This window comes from Xanthomonas sp. JAI131 (assembly GCF_013410075.1).
Taxonomy (GTDB): Bacteria; Pseudomonadota; Gammaproteobacteria; order Xanthomonadales; family Xanthomonadaceae; genus Xanthomonas_A; species Xanthomonas_A bonasiae.
The window spans coordinates 1420942-1435287 of sequence record NZ_JACCCN010000001.1 but is presented as its reverse complement, the minus strand read 5'-3'; the positions used below and the strand labels follow the sequence as shown (position 1 = coordinate 1435287).

General features: G+C 68.6%; 18 protein-coding genes. 6 read left to right on the top strand and 12 right to left on the bottom strand.

Annotated features, from left to right (window positions below; genetic code table 11):
• Positions 1–492, top strand: coding sequence for a glutathione peroxidase (locus HDC36_RS05960; RefSeq protein WP_179565249.1), 492 nt, complete (start codon positions 1–3; stop codon positions 490–492).
• A 144-nt stretch (positions 493–636) separates the two neighbouring features.
• Here the strand turns inward: HDC36_RS05960 and HDC36_RS05955 are convergent, their stop codons facing one another.
• From HDC36_RS05955 to HDC36_RS05945, 3 genes are all read right to left on the bottom strand, one after another.
• The gene (locus tag HDC36_RS05955; RefSeq protein WP_179565247.1) at positions 637–1416 is read right to left on the bottom strand and encodes a ferredoxin--NADP reductase; all 780 of its coding nucleotides are present in this window, start codon (positions 1414–1416) and stop codon (positions 637–639) included.
• A gap of 97 nt (positions 1417–1513) precedes the next feature.
• Positions 1514–1909: a hypothetical protein gene (locus tag HDC36_RS05950; protein WP_225209654.1), complete on the bottom strand. Its 396-nt coding sequence runs from the start codon at positions 1907–1909 to the stop codon at positions 1514–1516.
• Positions 1910–1935: 26 nt separating this feature from the next.
• Entirely contained in the window at positions 1936–3819 is a 1884-nt protein-coding gene (locus HDC36_RS05945) for an ABC transporter ATP-binding protein (protein WP_179565245.1), read from the bottom strand.
• A gap of 207 nt (positions 3820–4026) precedes the next feature.
• On the opposite strand from HDC36_RS05945, the gene HDC36_RS05940 reads away from it, so the two are divergent.
• Positions 4027–4254, top strand: coding sequence for a hypothetical protein (locus tag HDC36_RS05940; RefSeq protein WP_179565243.1), 228 nt, complete (start codon positions 4027–4029; stop codon positions 4252–4254).
• Positions 4255–4324: 70 nt separating this feature from the next.
• On the opposite strand, the gene HDC36_RS05935 is transcribed toward HDC36_RS05940, so the two are convergent.
• The 3 genes from HDC36_RS05935 to HDC36_RS05925 form a co-directional block, all read right to left on the bottom strand.
• Positions 4325–5230: an arginine deiminase-related protein gene (locus HDC36_RS05935; RefSeq protein WP_179565241.1), complete on the bottom strand. Its 906-nt coding sequence runs from the start codon at positions 5228–5230 to the stop codon at positions 4325–4327.
• Positions 5231–5408: 178 nt separating this feature from the next.
• A complete protein-coding gene (locus HDC36_RS05930) occupies positions 5409–5849 on the bottom strand; it encodes a carboxymuconolactone decarboxylase family protein (RefSeq protein WP_179565239.1) in 441 nt (146 codons plus the stop codon).
• Between the two features lie 97 nt (positions 5850–5946).
• On the bottom strand, positions 5947–6828 hold the full coding sequence (locus tag HDC36_RS05925) for an RNA polymerase sigma-70 factor (protein ID WP_179565237.1): 882 nt from the start codon (positions 6826–6828) through the stop codon (positions 5947–5949).
• A 101-nt stretch (positions 6829–6929) separates the two neighbouring features.
• On the opposite strand from HDC36_RS05925, the gene HDC36_RS05920 reads away from it, so the two are divergent.
• Together HDC36_RS05920 and HDC36_RS05915 are read left to right on the top strand one after the other, a co-directional pair.
• A complete protein-coding gene (locus tag HDC36_RS05920) occupies positions 6930–8453 on the top strand; it encodes a fumarate hydratase (protein WP_179565235.1) in 1524 nt (507 codons plus the stop codon).
• Positions 8454–8537: 84 nt separating this feature from the next.
• A complete protein-coding gene (locus tag HDC36_RS05915) occupies positions 8538–9173 on the top strand; it encodes a glutathione S-transferase family protein (protein WP_179565233.1) in 636 nt (211 codons plus the stop codon).
• Between the two features lie 73 nt (positions 9174–9246).
• Here HDC36_RS05915 and HDC36_RS05910 read toward each other — a convergent pair whose 3' ends face one another.
• Positions 9247–10398, bottom strand: a complete 1152-nt coding sequence (locus tag HDC36_RS05910; RefSeq protein WP_179565231.1) for a phospholipase A — start codon at positions 10396–10398, stop codon at positions 9247–9249.
• A gap of 129 nt (positions 10399–10527) precedes the next feature.
• Positions 10528–11013, bottom strand: a complete 486-nt coding sequence (locus HDC36_RS05905; RefSeq protein ID WP_179565229.1) for a DUF456 domain-containing protein — start codon at positions 11011–11013, stop codon at positions 10528–10530.
• A 236-nt stretch (positions 11014–11249) separates the two neighbouring features.
• Between HDC36_RS05905 and HDC36_RS05900 the strand changes: the two genes are divergently transcribed.
• On the top strand, positions 11250–11465 hold the full coding sequence (locus HDC36_RS05900) for a cold-shock protein (protein WP_046979462.1): 216 nt from the start codon (positions 11250–11252) through the stop codon (positions 11463–11465).
• A gap of 96 nt (positions 11466–11561) precedes the next feature.
• Here the strand turns inward: HDC36_RS05900 and HDC36_RS05895 are convergent, their stop codons facing one another.
• Both HDC36_RS05895 and HDC36_RS05890 read right to left on the bottom strand, forming a co-directional pair.
• Positions 11562–12038: a glycine zipper 2TM domain-containing protein gene (locus HDC36_RS05895; protein WP_179565227.1), complete on the bottom strand. Its 477-nt coding sequence runs from the start codon at positions 12036–12038 to the stop codon at positions 11562–11564.
• A gap of 153 nt (positions 12039–12191) precedes the next feature.
• Entirely contained in the window at positions 12192–12617 is a 426-nt protein-coding gene (locus HDC36_RS05890) for a hypothetical protein (protein ID WP_179565225.1), read from the bottom strand.
• A gap of 95 nt (positions 12618–12712) precedes the next feature.
• Between HDC36_RS05890 and HDC36_RS05885 the strand changes: the two genes are divergently transcribed.
• A complete protein-coding gene (locus HDC36_RS05885; RefSeq protein WP_179565223.1) occupies positions 12713–13546 on the top strand; it encodes a tRNA threonylcarbamoyladenosine dehydratase in 834 nt (277 codons plus the stop codon).
• A gap of 69 nt (positions 13547–13615) precedes the next feature.
• On the opposite strand, the gene HDC36_RS05880 is transcribed toward HDC36_RS05885, so the two are convergent.
• Together HDC36_RS05880 and HDC36_RS05875 are read right to left on the bottom strand one after the other, a co-directional pair.
• Positions 13616–14050, bottom strand: a complete 435-nt coding sequence (locus tag HDC36_RS05880) for a hypothetical protein (protein WP_179565221.1) — start codon at positions 14048–14050, stop codon at positions 13616–13618.
• A gap of 3 nt (positions 14051–14053) precedes the next feature.
• On the bottom strand, positions 14054–14323 hold the full coding sequence (locus HDC36_RS05875; RefSeq protein ID WP_179565219.1) for a hypothetical protein: 270 nt from the start codon (positions 14321–14323) through the stop codon (positions 14054–14056).
• Positions 14324–14346: the final 23 nt, after the last annotated feature.

The following is a 14346-nucleotide window of genomic DNA, read 5'->3' as shown; positions in this document are numbered from 1 at the left end:
ATGGACACGCCGACCACCGCCTACGCCTTCACCGCCGACGACCTCGATGGCCGTCCGCAGCCGCTCGCCGACTACACCGGCAAGGTGCTGTTGATCGTCAATGTCGCTTCCAAGTGCGGCTTCACCCCGCAATACGCCGGGCTGCAGGCGCTGTGGCAGCGATACCGCGAACGCGGGCTGGTGGTGCTGGGGTTTCCCTGCGACCAGTTCGGCCACCAGGAGCCCGGCACCGCGGAGGAAATCAAACAGTTCTGTGCGTTGACCTACGACGTCGATTTCCCGATGTTCGCCAAGGTGCAGGTCAACGGTGACGCCGCGCATCCGCTGTGGCAGTGGCTCAAGCAGCAGAAGTCGGGGCTGCTCGGCATCGCCGCGATCAAGTGGAATTTCAGCAAGTTCCTGGTCGGCCGCGACGGCCGGGTGCTGGCGCGCTATGCGCCGACCGACAAGCCGGAAGCGCTGGCGGCGGAGATCGAGCGCGCGCTGGGGTGAGTGGAAGCGGTGCGCGATGCGGCGCGCTTTTTCTATAGGAGCGGCTTCAGCCGCGACAGGCTCTGCGGATAGCGGCTGTCGCGGCTGAAGCCGCTCCTACAGGGGTACGTCGTGGTTGGCGGGCGCAGCGATCGCGGCCGCGCGTCACTTCTCGACGAAGGCGCGCTCGAACACGTAGTGGCCCGGCGTGCCGATCCGCGAGGAGGCGACGAAGCCGCGCGCGTCCAGCGTCTGGCGCAGGTCGGCCAGCATCTGCGGGCTGCCGCAGATCATCGCCCGGTCGTATTCCGGATTCAGCGGCGGCAGGCCCAGGGTCTGCTGCATCTGCCCGCTTTCCAGCAGTTCGGTGAGGCGGCCGCGGTTGCGAAAGTCCTCGCGGGTCACCGCCGGGTAGTACAGCAGTTTCTCGCGAATGGTCTCGCCGAGGAACTCGTGCTGCGGCAACTCGTTCTCGAAGTAGTCGCGGTACGCCAGGTCTTTTTCGAAACGCACGCCGTGGGTCAGGATCACCTTGTCGAAGCGCTCGTAGGTTTCCGGATCCTTGATCACCGACAGCCACGGCGCCAGGCCGGTGCCGGTGCCGAGCAGGTACAGGTGCCGGCCCGGATGCAGGTCGCTGATCAGCAGGGTGCCGGTGGGCTTCTTGCCGACCAGCACCGCATCGCCCGGCTTGATGTGCTGCAGGCGCGAGGTCAGCGGGCCGTCCGGCACCTTGATGCTGAAGAACTCCAGCCGCTCTTCCCAGTTGGCGCTGGCGATGGAGTAGGCGCGCAGCAGCGGCCGCGTCTCCGTCTCCAGGCCGATCATCACGAACTGGCCGTTGTCGAAGCGGAAGCCTTCGTTGCGGGTGGTGGTGAAGCTGAAGTAGTCGTCCGTCCAGTGGCGGACGTCGAGCACCGTTTCGGGGCCAAAAGCAGAGGACATGCCGTTGATCGTGATGGGGAAGGAGCGGGCGCCATTCTACCCCATGTCGCCCCAAATGAGAGGGAATCTCATTTGGGATGGTTCATCCCGGCGTGCGTCACTTCTCGAACGACAGTTCGTAGGACAGGTACAGCGGCGCCTGCGGCGGGACCAGCAACGGGCGCTGGCGCAGGAAGCGCTCCAGGCACAGCGCCAGCGGCGTGGTGCCGTTGCGCCAGCTCGCGCCGACGTTGCCGTCGGCCTGCAGCTGGACCACGACGACGAACGGCGAGGTGTCCGGGCGCGGCGTGGCGCAGCTGGCCACGCCCTCGTCCAGCGCCGCGCGTTGCAGCGCCTGCAGGCGCTCGGCCAGCGCGCCGGGCAGCGCGGCCTCGTCGCGGTCGGCCAGGGCCTTGGCGGCGGCGTAGTCGGATGGGCCGGGAACCGGGTCGGCCGCGGCGGCGGGGAACGCCACGGCGGCGGCAAGCAGGCAGGGCAGGAGGCGTCGCAGCATGGCGGATCCGAAAGGGCAGACGAAGCTCAACGATACCCAGCGGCCTGCAATTCGAACAGCTCCGCGTAGCGTCCGCCCTGCGCCATCAGTTCGGCATGGGTGCCGCTCGCCTCGATCTGGCCGCCGGCCAGGACCAGGATGCGGTCGGCCATGCGCACGCTGGAGAAGCGGTGCGAGATCAGCACCGCGGTGCGGTTGTCGGACAGCTCCTTGAAGCGCTGGAACACCTCGAACTCGCTGCGCGCGTCCAGCGCCGCGGTCGGCTCGTCGAGGATCATTACCTGCGCATCGCGCATGTAGGCGCGCGCGATCGCGATCTTCTGCCACTGCCCGCCGGACAGGTCCACCCCGGTCTTGAAGCGGCGTCCGATCAGTTGCTCGTAGCCATGCGGCAGGCCTTCGATCAGCTCGGCGGCCATCGCCCGCTGCGCGGCGGCGCGGATCCGCGTCGCATCGGCCATCGAATCGACCCGGCCGACGCCGATGTTCTCGCCGGCGCTGAGGTGGTAGCGCACGAAATCCTGGAAGATCACCCCCAGGTTGGCGCGCAGGTCGTCCAGGTCGTAGTCGCGCAGGTCGCGGCCGTCGAGCAGGATGCGGCCCTCGTCCGGGTCGTACAGCCGCGCCAGCAGCTTGACCAGGGTGGTCTTGCCGGCGCCGTTCTCGCCGACCAGCGCCAGCACCTCGCCGGCGCGCAGCTCGAAGTCCAGGTGCCGTACCGCCCATTGCTCGGCGTCCGGGTAGCGGAAGCCGACGTTCTCGAACACGAAGCCGCGCACGATCGGCCGCGGCACCGGCACCGCGCCGGGCCGGGTGCGGATCTCGGGCACGATGCGGAAGAACGAATACAGGTCGTCCAGGTACAGCGCCTGTCCGGCGACCTGCGAAAACCCGATCAACAGCCCTTCCAGCAACTGGCGCAGGCGCAGGAAACTGCCGGCCAGGAAGGTCAGGTCGCCGATGCTGAAATCGCCGCGCACCGTGCGCCAGGCGATGTAGCCATAGGCGGCGTAGTAGCCCAGCGTGCCCAGCGCCGCCAGCAGCGTGCCCCACAGCATGCGCTTGCGCGCCAGCGCGCGGTTGGCCTGGAAGAAGCGGTCGGCCAGCGCGCGGTAGCGCGCGATCAGGAAGCTGTGCAGGTTGAAGATCTTCACTTCCTTGGCGGTCTCGACGCTGGCGCCGACCTGGCGCAGGTAGTCGAGCTGGCGCCGCTCGGCGGTCCACTGGAAGTTCAGCGAATAGCCCAGCGCGTTGAAATGCGCCTCGCCGACGAACGCCGGGATCAACGCGACGGCCAACAGCAGCATCAGCCACGGCGCATACACCACCAGGCCGATCGCGAAGCTGACCACGGTGATCGCGTCCTGCACCTGGCCGAACAGCTGGCTCATCAGGTTCATCCGGCCCATGGTCTGGCGCCGCGCGCGGTCGAGCTTGTCCTGCTGCTCCGGGTCCTCGAAATCCTCCAGGTCCAGTTGCGCGGCATGTTCCATCAGCTGCACGCTGGTGACGTTGTTGAACAGCTCCGACAGCAGCGTATCGGCATAGCTGACCAGCCGCCCGAGCAGGTCCGAGCCGATCGCCAGCGCCAGTTCCAGCGCCAGCAGCTCCAGCAACCGTTCCAGCCGCCCGCTGGCCAGCGCCTCGCCGAACGAGGTGAAGCCGGGCGACTGCCCGACCAGGTGGATCGCCTCGTCGATGATCAGCTTGCCGATGTACAGCGAGGCCACCGGGATCAGCGCGCGCAGCACGCGCAGGCCGATGCTGGTCAGGGTCAGCCCGCGGCTGGTCTGCCAGATCTGGCGCAGGAACGGCGGCAGGTTGCGCATCGCGTCGAAGCGTTCGCGCAGGCTGGGGCCGGTACGGGGAGAGGGGCGCGGTGCGCCATGGACAGAAGAAGGGGAGGCCATCCGCGCATTGTGCCGGGGCCGGATGTGGGCGGGGAGTGTTTGGGCCTGGTGCGACCGGCGGGCCGCGGTGCGCTATCGGTGCGGCGGCCGCGGCCCGCTGTCGCCAAGACGCTATTCCCGCTATCTTCCGAGCCCGGACCAGGGACCGCTCTCCATGCAGAACGCACTGCCGCTTGCCGCGCTCGACTGCTTTGGAGGACGTGCGCGATGACGGCGGGCTTCGCCATCCGCTACATCGTCTACTGTCTGGCCATCCTCGGTTGCCTGTTCTGGATCAACTCCTTTCTGCCGCCGGCTGTCGCCATCGTCGCCGCGCTGGTGTTCTTCGGGTTTGCGGTCGTCTACACCGTGTTCCGCCTGCTGGGCGGGCGCGGCCGCATCGGTGTCGGCAGACTCTGGAAGGCGTTCCTGGATTTCCTCTACGGTCTGGGCTGACCAGCGGCGCAGCGCTGCGGATATCGCGCATGCGGCCATGCGCTGGCAGGCCGTCGATCGCGGCGGAACGTCACTCGTCCAGGCGCAGGGTCAGGCACTTGGCCGCGCCGCCGGCCTTCAGGAATTCGTCCAGCGGGGTCTGCACCACGCGGTAGCCGATCCGCGCCAACGCCGCGCACAGCTCCGGCGAGGCGCGGTTGAGCAGCAGGCGCTGGTCCAGGTCCACCGCATTGCAGGCGAAGGCGAGGGCGTCGGCTTCGCCGACCGCGATGCGCCGCGCCGGCGGGATGCGGCGGGCGATGGCTTCCTGCGCGTAGTCGTCGAAGGCGGCCGGGTAGTACAGCAGGTAGCCGTCGCGCAGCGGGCAGAAGCAGGTGTCCAGGTGATAGAAGCGCGGATCGACCAGGCGCAGCGGCATCACCTCGATGTCCAGCAGGTCGGCCAGCTCGTGCGCGGCGGCGAGGTCGCTGCGATGGCCGTGGCCCATCCACAGCCGGCGTGCGCCGCGCTCCAGCAACGCATCGCCGGCGCCTTCGAAGCGCACGTCTTCGGGCAACGCACGGATGCGGAAGCCGGCGCGGCGGCACCAGTCGGCGAACAGCGCTTCCTCGCCGCGGCGCTCGGCATGGCGGAACCGGCTGGGCACGAAGCTGTCGCCGAGCACCAGGCCGGCGTTGGCGCTGAACACCATGTCCGGCAGCCCGGCGGCCGGGGCGATCCGCTCGACCTGGGCGCCGGCCGCCTCGGCCGCCGCGACCAAGGCATCCCACTGCGCCTGGGCGCGCTCGCGGCTGGCGGCGTGGACGTTGCCTTCCATCCAGGGGTTGATCACGTAATCCACGGCGAAGTGCTGCGGCGCGCACATCAGCAGGCGATGGCCTGCGTGGGCGGCGCTGCAGGCCTGCGCTTGCGGCTCGGCGAATGCCAGGTCCGTGTCGTCCGCGGCCGCGCCACCCGCCAGGAATTTCTCGCTCATGCCCGCCTCGCTGTGCGTTGGTGATGCGCAAACGCTAGCGGTGTCGTGTTGCGGTTTGCGGTCACGCTATTCGGGATTCGGGATTCGGGATTGGGGATTCGGGATTGGGGATTGGGGATTCGGGATTGCGAGGCGGGCGGCGTACCGGCATGCGCCGGGACGCCGCTTCGCGCTTCGCTTACGGCATTGCCGGTTGCAGGCCTACGCCGAGCCGGTTCCAGGCATTGATGAGGGCGATGGCCATGGTCAGCGCGCTGATGCCGTGTTCGTCGAAGTGCGCCGACAGGGCGTCGTAGGCGTCCTGCGGCGGCGCGCCGGACGGCAGGGTGGTGAGCGCCTCGGCCCAGGCCAGCGCCAGCCGTTCGCGCGGATCGAAGAAGCGGCTCTCGCGCCAGCCGGCGAGGGTGTCGAGCTTGCGCGGTTCGATGCCGGCCTTGCGCAGCGCGGTGGCGTGCATGTCGATGCAATAGGCGCAGCCGTTGAGCTGGGAGACGCGCAGGAACACCAGTTCGGCCAGTTCGTGGCCGAGCACGCCCTCGTGCACCTGCTGGCTGGCGCTCAGCAGGGCGCGGAAGGCGACGGGTTCGTGGCGGGTGTAGTCGATGCGATGGAAGTGCATGTGTCCTGCTCCATGACGGCCGCAACGGCCGTCTTCGCAGTAAGGACGCGGCAGCGCGCGGCGGCGTGACAGCGCCGCCCCGGACCAGGCGTTCGCGTCAGGCGCTCGCGGCAGCGCCTGCGCCGGCCAGCGGCGGCAGCTTGTCCGGATTCATCAGGGTCAGCACTTCGACGATGCGCTCGCCGTCGATCACCACCAGCACCGCCGAATGCAGGCGCGCGCCGATGAAGCGCAGGATCGCCGGTTCGCCGTTGACCGTGCCGATCCGCGCCTGCAGGCCCAGGCCGCGCCGCGCCACCGCCCAATACAGCATGGCGATGCGTTCGGCGCCGAGCAGCGGACGCAGCGTGGCGGTGACCTTGCCGCCGCCGTCGGAGAACATCCGCGCATTGGCGTCGAGCAGGGCCACGATCGCGCCGCGGTCGCCCTGCTGCGAGGCGTGCATGAAGCGCTCCAGCAGTTGCCGGTGGCGTTGCGGCGTCACCGCGAAGCGCGGCCGGCCGGCCTTGAGCCGTTCGCGCGCGCGGTGCACCAGCTGCCGGCAGTTGGCTTCGGCATGCCCGAGCAGCTGGCCGATCTGCGCATAGTCGTAGTCGAACGCTTCCTTCAGCAGGAACGCGGCACGTTCCTCCGGACCCAGCCGTTCCAGCAGCGCCAGGAACGCCACCGACACCTGCTCGGCGCGCGCGTGGCGCTCGGCTGGGTCGGTGTCCTCGGCGATCTCCAGCGGCTCGGGCAGCCACGGGCCGGTGTAGTGGACGCGGGCGCTGCGCGCCGCGCGCAACCGGTCCAGCCCGAGCCGGGTGGTGGTGGTCACCAGCCAGGCCTCCGGGTCGCGGATCGCGGCACGGTCGCTGGACTGCCAGCGCAGCCAGGCGTCCTGCAGCACGTCCTCGGCGTCGCTGCGGCTGCCGAGCAGGCGATAGGCCAGGCCGAACAGCCGGGGTCGTTGGGATTCGAAGGTGGGATCGGGGCTCATGGCGACCAGGACGGAACAGCGCGTGCCGGCGTGACAGCGGGCGAAGCGGTCACTTTGCCCTAAAATGGCCGGGTTTCCCCCCGCCAGCCGTAGAGCCAGCCGTGACCTCGATCAAGCAGGAAGACCTCATCCAGTCCGTCGCCGACGCGCTGCAGTACATCAGCTACTACCACCCGGTCGACTACATCAAGAACCTGGCCGCCGCCTACGAGCGCGAACAGTCGCCGGCCGCTAAGGACGCCATCGCGCAGATCCTGATCAACTCGCGCATGTGCGCCGAGGGCCACCGCCCGATCTGCCAGGACACCGGCATCGTCACCGTGTTCCTGGAAATCGGCATGAACGTGCGCTGGGACGACGCCACGATGGGCGTGGAGGACATGGTCAACGAGGGCGTGCGCCGCGCCTACAACCATCCGGACAACAAGCTGCGCGCCAGCGTGCTGGCCGATCCGGCCGGCAAGCGCGCCAACACCAGGGACAACACCCCGGCGGTGGTCAACACCAAGATCGTGCCGGGCGAGCACGTCGAGGTGATCGTCGCGGCCAAGGGCGGCGGCTCGGAGGCCAAGAGCAAGTTCGCGATGCTCAACCCGTCCGATTCGATCGTCGACTGGGTGCTCAAGACCGTGCCGACCATGGGCGCCGGCTGGTGCCCGCCGGGCATGCTCGGCATCGGCATCGGCGGCACCGCCGAGAAGGCGATGCTGCTGGCCAAGGAAGCGCTGATGGAGCCGATCGACATCGTCGACCTGCAGGCGCGCGGCGCGTCCAACCGGGCCGAGGAACTGCGCCTGGAGCTGTACGAGAAGGTCAACGCGCTGGGCATCGGCGCGCAGGGCCTGGGCGGCCTGACCACGGTGCTGGACATCAAGGTCAAGGACTACCCGACCCACGCCGCCAACCTGCCGGTGGCGCTGATCCCGAATTGCGCGGCGACCCGCCATGCGCATTTCACCCTGGACGGCAGCGGCCCGGTGATGCTGGAGCCGCCGTCGCTGGAAGACTGGCCCAAGCTCACCTACAACCCGAGCAACGCGCGCCGGGTCAACCTGGATACCATCACCCGCGAAGAAGTCGCCAGCTTCAAGCCGGGCGAGGTCGTGCTGCTCAACGGCAAGCTGCTGACCGGCCGCGACGCCGCGCACAAGCGCATGATCGACATGCTCAACCGCGGCGAGACGCTGCCGGTCGATTTCACCAACCGCTTCATCTACTACGTCGGCCCGGTCGATCCGGTGCGCGACGAAGTAGTGGGCCCGGCCGGCCCGACCACCGCCACGCGCATGGACAAGTTCACCCGGCAGATGCTGGAGCAGACCGGCCTGCTCGGCATGGTCGGCAAGTCCGAGCGCGGCGACGCGGCGATCGCCGCGATCCGCGACAACAAGGCGGTGTACCTGATGGCCGTCGGCGGGTCGGCCTACCTGGTGTCCAAGGCGATCAAGGCCTCGCGCGTGCTGGCGTTCGAAGACCTGGGCATGGAGGCGATCTACGAGTTCGAGGTCAAGGACATGCCGGTCACCGTGGCGGTGGATGCCAGCGGCGAGTCGGTGCACAAGACCGGCCCGCGCGAATGGCAATCGCGCATCGGCAAGATCCCGGTGGTGGTCGAACCGGCCTGAGCCGGCGCCGCCGCCGGCACGGCGCGGCATGCGAGACTGCCACGGCCGCAGTGATCCGGCTGCGGCGACTTACCAGGAGATTGCATGAGCGCCACCCTGTACTACTCGCCCAGCACCGCCGCCCTGGTGGTGCACTGGCTGCTGATCGAACTGGACGTGCCGCATACGCTGCACGCCCTGGATTTCGAGCGGCGCGAGCATAAAACGCCGGAGTACCTGCAGCTCAATCCGGCCGGCGTGGTGCCCACGCTGGTGCTGGACGGGCAGGTGCTGACCGAGGCGGCGGCGATCGTGCTGCACCTGGCCGACCTGCATCCGCAAGCCGGACTGGCCCCGCCGCCCGGCAGCCCGGCGCGCGCCGACTACTACCGCTGGATGTTGTTCTGCGCCAACACGCTGCAGCCGGCGTACCGCGCCTGGTTCTATCCGGACGAGCCGGCCGGTGCCGACAACGTCGAGGCGAGCAAGGCGCAGGCGCGGCAGAAGCTGGAGGCGGCCTGGGAGCAGGTCGCGCAGCATCTGCAGGCGAACGGTCCGTACCTGCTCGGCGCGCAGCTGTCGGCGGCCGATTTCATGCTGACGATGATGATGCGCTGGTCGCGCAACATGCCGCGGCCCAGCGATACCTGGCCGGCGCTGCAGGCGCACGCGCAACGGATGAAGGCACGTGCCGCGTTCCAGGAAACCTACCGCCGCGAAGGCCTGACCGACTGGACCTGAGCGCGGCGTCGGCCATGTGGCGCGGCGGCCGCTGACGGCCGCCGCGCGATGCCGCTCCGGGGCCGTTCGGGCCTCAGTACCACTCCAGCAGCGACACGCCCAGGCCCACATAGGTGGCGCGGTGGTTGTAGTCGATCATGCTCTCGCCGTAGCCGTCGAACACCTGCACATGGCCGCGCAGCAGGTTGCTGATCGGGAAGCCCCAGTCCAGCTGCACCGCGCCGTGCGAGCGGTCGCCGCTGCGCAGCGAATGCCGCGCCATCAGCGAGATCTCGTGGCCGCCGCGGTTGTAGGTCAGGGTCGCATCGCCGCGGCCCATGTAGTCCTCGATGTCCGGGTTGTTGTCCTGGCGGTCGCTCTCCGGGATCCGGTACCACGGGCGCAGCACCAGCGCCCAGTTCTCGCGGTCCAGGCCGACATTGAGGATCGCCCGGTTCCAACTGCGCGAGAACGGATCGCTGCGGCCGTTGGACTGGTGGGTGAGCTGAATCCCGGTCATCCGCCCCTTCCAGCCGAACAGGCTGTAGTTGTTGCGGAACACCAGCGCCAGTTCCGGCTCGTAGTTGGTCTCGCGGAACGGGCGCGACTGCTCGCTGTTGTAGACCTGCCAGCGCGAACTCTGGGTATAGGCGCCCCACAGGTCGCCGTTGTCGCCGAAGATGTTCTCCACGATCTTGGTCTTGAAGCTGAGCTGGAACTTGGCTTCGATGCTGTCCAGCGACTCGGCCGTGGTCACCGTGTTGTTCGGATTCGGCGAGGACGGCGTCTCGTTCTTCTTGCTGGTCCAGAACGCCGGCAGCAGGTACACCGGCTTGTAGGCGCGCAGCTGGAAGGTGCCCAGCTTGGAGTCCTTGGCCAGTTCCCAGCGGCTGTCCAACAGCGAGCCCTTGCCGGCGTTGGCGATGGTGGCGTCGTAGCGGTCGTCCTTGAACAGCGAGGCGGCGCGCTGGCGGGTGCGTTCGGCCAGGCCGGCGTCCTGCGGGATCGACGCATCCAGCTGTTGCTTCTGGTTCTCGATGGCCATCTTCGCCGCCGCATCGGCGGCCTGCGGATCGGCGACCCGGCGCGACAGCGCCTGGTCGTAGCAGGACAGGCGCGCGGCGTCGCTGGTGATCGCGACGCAGGCCTCGGGCGAGGCGGGGGTGGGCTTCACTTCCTGGGCGTGGGCCAGCGGCATCGCCGCGAAGGACAGCAGCAACAGGGGACGGGCCGGGCGATGGATCATGCAGGTTCTCTCGGAAACAGGCGGCGCGGGCGGGTGGTGCGCTGCCGAGGTGAATAGCCGGCTGCGAAAATACAGCAGCGTCCACAACGGAGTCATCACGCGTTCATCTCACGACGCCGACGCGGGGCCTCACAGCAGCCAGGCGGCGGCGAACAGGCCGACCATCGCCAGCGCCAGGGCCAGCTTGGCGGCGGTCCCCAGGACGATGCCCAGCCAGGTGCCGAGGCCGACCTTGGTCGCCTGCTGCAGCTGCCGGCCGTGCCAGTATTCGCCGGCCAGCGCGCCGACGAAGGGCCCGACGAACAGGCCGATCGGCATGAAGAACAATCCCGCAATGCTGCCCAGGACCGAGCCCCACAGCGCCTTGCGGCTGGCGCCCACGCGCTTGGCGCCGAACACGGTGGCCAGGAAATCGACCAGGAACGACAGCAGGGTCAGCACGCCGAGCACCGTCAGCATCACCCAGCCCACGCGCTGGAAACCGTCGGCCCAGGCCGCCAGCAACAGCCCGGCGAACAGCAGCGGCATCCCCGGCAGGGCCGGCAGCACCACCCCGGCCAGGCCCAGCACCACCAGCAGCCCGGCGACGATGTAGTAGATGAACGTAGGATCCACGCGGCTTGCTCCGGAGGGTGATTTGGGGGTTGACAGATGGGGTGTTTTTGCTGATTGCATTTTCATTTTCGCCGCGGTAAGTTTCAGCCGCTGCGTTTGCAAAGGTCACCGTGAATCGTGGCCCGATGCGGTAGATCCAAACGATCCGCTACAGCGTTATACCTCGCTTCCTCCTTGCAACCAGCCGCCGAACCCACGGCGTACCCACCCCTGAGACTGTTTCAAGGAGTAAGTCCATGACTGACGGCAATCGCGAAAACGGCACCGTGAAGTGGTTCAACGATGCCAAGGGCTTCGGTTTCATCAGCCGCGAGAACGGCGAGGACGTGTTCGTGCACTTCCGCGCGATCCAGACCCAAGGCTTCAAGAGCCTGAAGGAAGGGCAGAAGGTCAGCTTCACCGTGGTGCAGGGCCAGAAGGGCCTGCAGGCCGACGCGGTGCAGCCGGTCTGAACCCGGCGCGCCCGGCGCCACGCCGGGCCCGTGCCCAGCAAAAAGGCCCGCACTGCGGGCCTTTTTGCGTTTCGGCAAGCGCGGCAGCGCGAGCGCTTAGCGCGGCACCACGCGGCCGTTGACCACGCGCACATAGGTGTTCTCGCGGATTCCGGCCAGATCGCGCTGGTTGACCACGATCACCCTGCCATCGTCCATCTGCACGTGCACGTCGTAGCTGTCGCTGGTGACGTTGTTCTGGATCTGGTTGCCGGCCAGCGCGCCGGCGGCGGCACCGGCCACGGCCGATACGTTCTGGTTGCCCTTGCTGCCGCCGGTGTGGTCGGAGATCTCGTGGCCGGCGATCGCGCCGACGATGCCGCCCAGGACCGCGCCGGTGCCGGTGGGCGCGGTGCGGCCGGAGGCCACCGTATCGATGCGGGTGACGATGCCGCAGTCCGCGCAGCGGTTGTCCGAATAGCCGCGCGACGGCTGGCTATAGCCGCCGCCACCGCCGCCGTAGCCGGGGGACGTGGCGCAGCCGGCCAATGCCAGAACGGCGACGGCGCCAGTGGCCAGTAGATGGATCTTCATGTGTGCTCTCCTCGACAGACGGTGGACCGCGGCAGCCCCGCGTTTGCACGCATCCTGTCCGCCAGCGTGTGAATGCAACGCCAATCGCCACGCGCCTGGATGGCCGACGCGCTGCAGCGTCAGGGGGAATTCATCGACGAGCGCGATGGCGGGTCAGCGGAAATCGCGATGGCAGGCGTCGCAACCGTCGTCGATCCGGTGGGTGAGCTGGTCTAGCGCGGCGCAGGTGGTCGGCAGCGGGGCCTGCGCCGCATCCAGCGTGGCGCGCAGCGCCCCGGCATGCTGCTGGAAGCGGCTGTCGTCGCCGAGTCCGGGAAACGCGGTTTCCAGGTCGTTGCCGAGCAGGCGCAGCGTGTGCACGCGCGCCTGCAGGTCGGCGGCGCTGCAGCGGTTCTGCGCATGGCTGCGTTGCAGCAAGGCCAGCTGCTTGTCCATCACCTGCATCAGGCTGCGCGGGAACGGATCCTGCCGCGCCTGCAGCGCGCGCATCGACATCACGGTCGCGACCAGGCCGATCAGGATCCCGGCGAGCAGCACGAACAGGTAGCGGGAGGCAGTGGAGGCGGGCGGGCTGGCCATGGGGCAGGCTGGCGGAAGGAAAGCGCGATAGTACGCCGGCCGCCGTCCCGCGTGGCGTCGCCGCCGCGGCGTCGCCGATGAAATAAACTGCGCGCATGAACGAACAATTGCGCGAGCGCTTTGCCGGCATCGACCGGCTGTACGGGCGCGGGACCATCGAGCGCCTGGCGCAATGCCGGGTGGCGGTGGTGGGGATGGGTGGCGTCGGCTCGTGGGTGGTGGAGGCGCTGGCGCGTTCGGCGGTCGGCCATCTGACCCTGATCGACGCCGACGACATCTGCGTGTCCAACACCAACCGCCAGTTGCCGGCGCTGCACGGCCAGTACGGGCGCAACAAGGCGCGGGCCATGGCCGAGCGCTGCGTGGCGATCAACCCGGCGATCGAAGCGACCGCGGTCGAGGCCTTCCTGACCCCGTCCAACATCGCCGAACTGCTCGGCACCGGCTTCGACCTGGTCATCGATGCCTGCGACAGCTTCCGGGTCAAGGTGGAGACCATCGCCTGGTGCCGCCGGCGCAAGCTGCCGCTGCTGACCGTGGGTTCGGCCGGCGGCCGCACCGACCCGACCCTGGTGCGCATCCGCGACGTGTCGCGCACCGAGCACGACGCGATGCTGGCGCTGATCCGCAAGAAGCTGCGCAGCGAGTTCAACTTCCCCAAGAACCCGCAGCGCTACTTCGGCGTGCCGGCGGTGTATTCGCTGGAGAACGTGCGCTACCCGCAGGCCGACGGCAGCGTGTGCGGGCTGCGGCCGCAGCTGGGGCCGGATGCGGCGTTGAACCTGGACTGCGGCGCCGGGCTGGGCGCCGCCACGCATATCACCGGCGCGTTCGCCTTCGCCGCGGCGGGCAAGGCCTTGGAGATGCTGTTGAAACCGAAGCGGGAGCAGCCGGCGACGGCGACGGCTGCGGCGCTGGAAGCGGAGTAGCGAGCCGAAGCGGTTGTCCGCCCCGTGGGCCTGACAATTGGTTCACGCCTGCCGGCCTGACGGAGTCCGTCAGTGATTCTTTTCCAGATAGAACGCGAGGTACTTCCTTGGCCGTTCCTGGAAGGCTCTTGCCTTGCCGAAGCGGTGGGCTTGGTCGAAACAGCGATAGGCCTCGGAATATTCTTCCAGCTCGAAGTGCGCCATTCCCAGGTCGATCAAGGGGCCGGTATCGCTCTCCGATTCACGGGCCTGTAGCGACTTCTGCGCCCATTGTTTGGCGGCGGCGAAGTCGGCGTTGTCGAAATGCAGGTTGTAGAAGGAGCCGGTGATCCACGCCGACAGCGGCGGCCATTCCAGCTTCGGCTCGGGCAGCAAGTCCCAGGCGCGGTGGTAGGCCGATCGGGCGGCGTCCTTGTCGCCGCGCTCGTCCAGCGCATTGCCCGACTCCATGATGCCCATGATGGCCTTCGCCAGCTCGGGGTTTGCGTCTGCCAGGTCTTCCATGCGTCATGGCTCCTTGCCGATGCGTTCTTCGTGGTCCACCGATTCTACATCCGGCCCAGCGGGCAGCCATTTGCCCTCGATTCTCTTGTAGCTGTCTGCCCGATACGGGTGGCGAGCGACGATGCGCGAAATTCGCGTCTGGAAATCGCGCTCCTCATGCCAGACGCTGCCGCACTCGCCGCAGCCCCAGAACGGGGGCGGATCGGCATCGATCCAATCGACCCATCCCGCGCATCGTGGAAGCGGGCCGCGATAGGGGGGGCTCGTGGTCATGCGGCTTGGCGATAGCGACCATC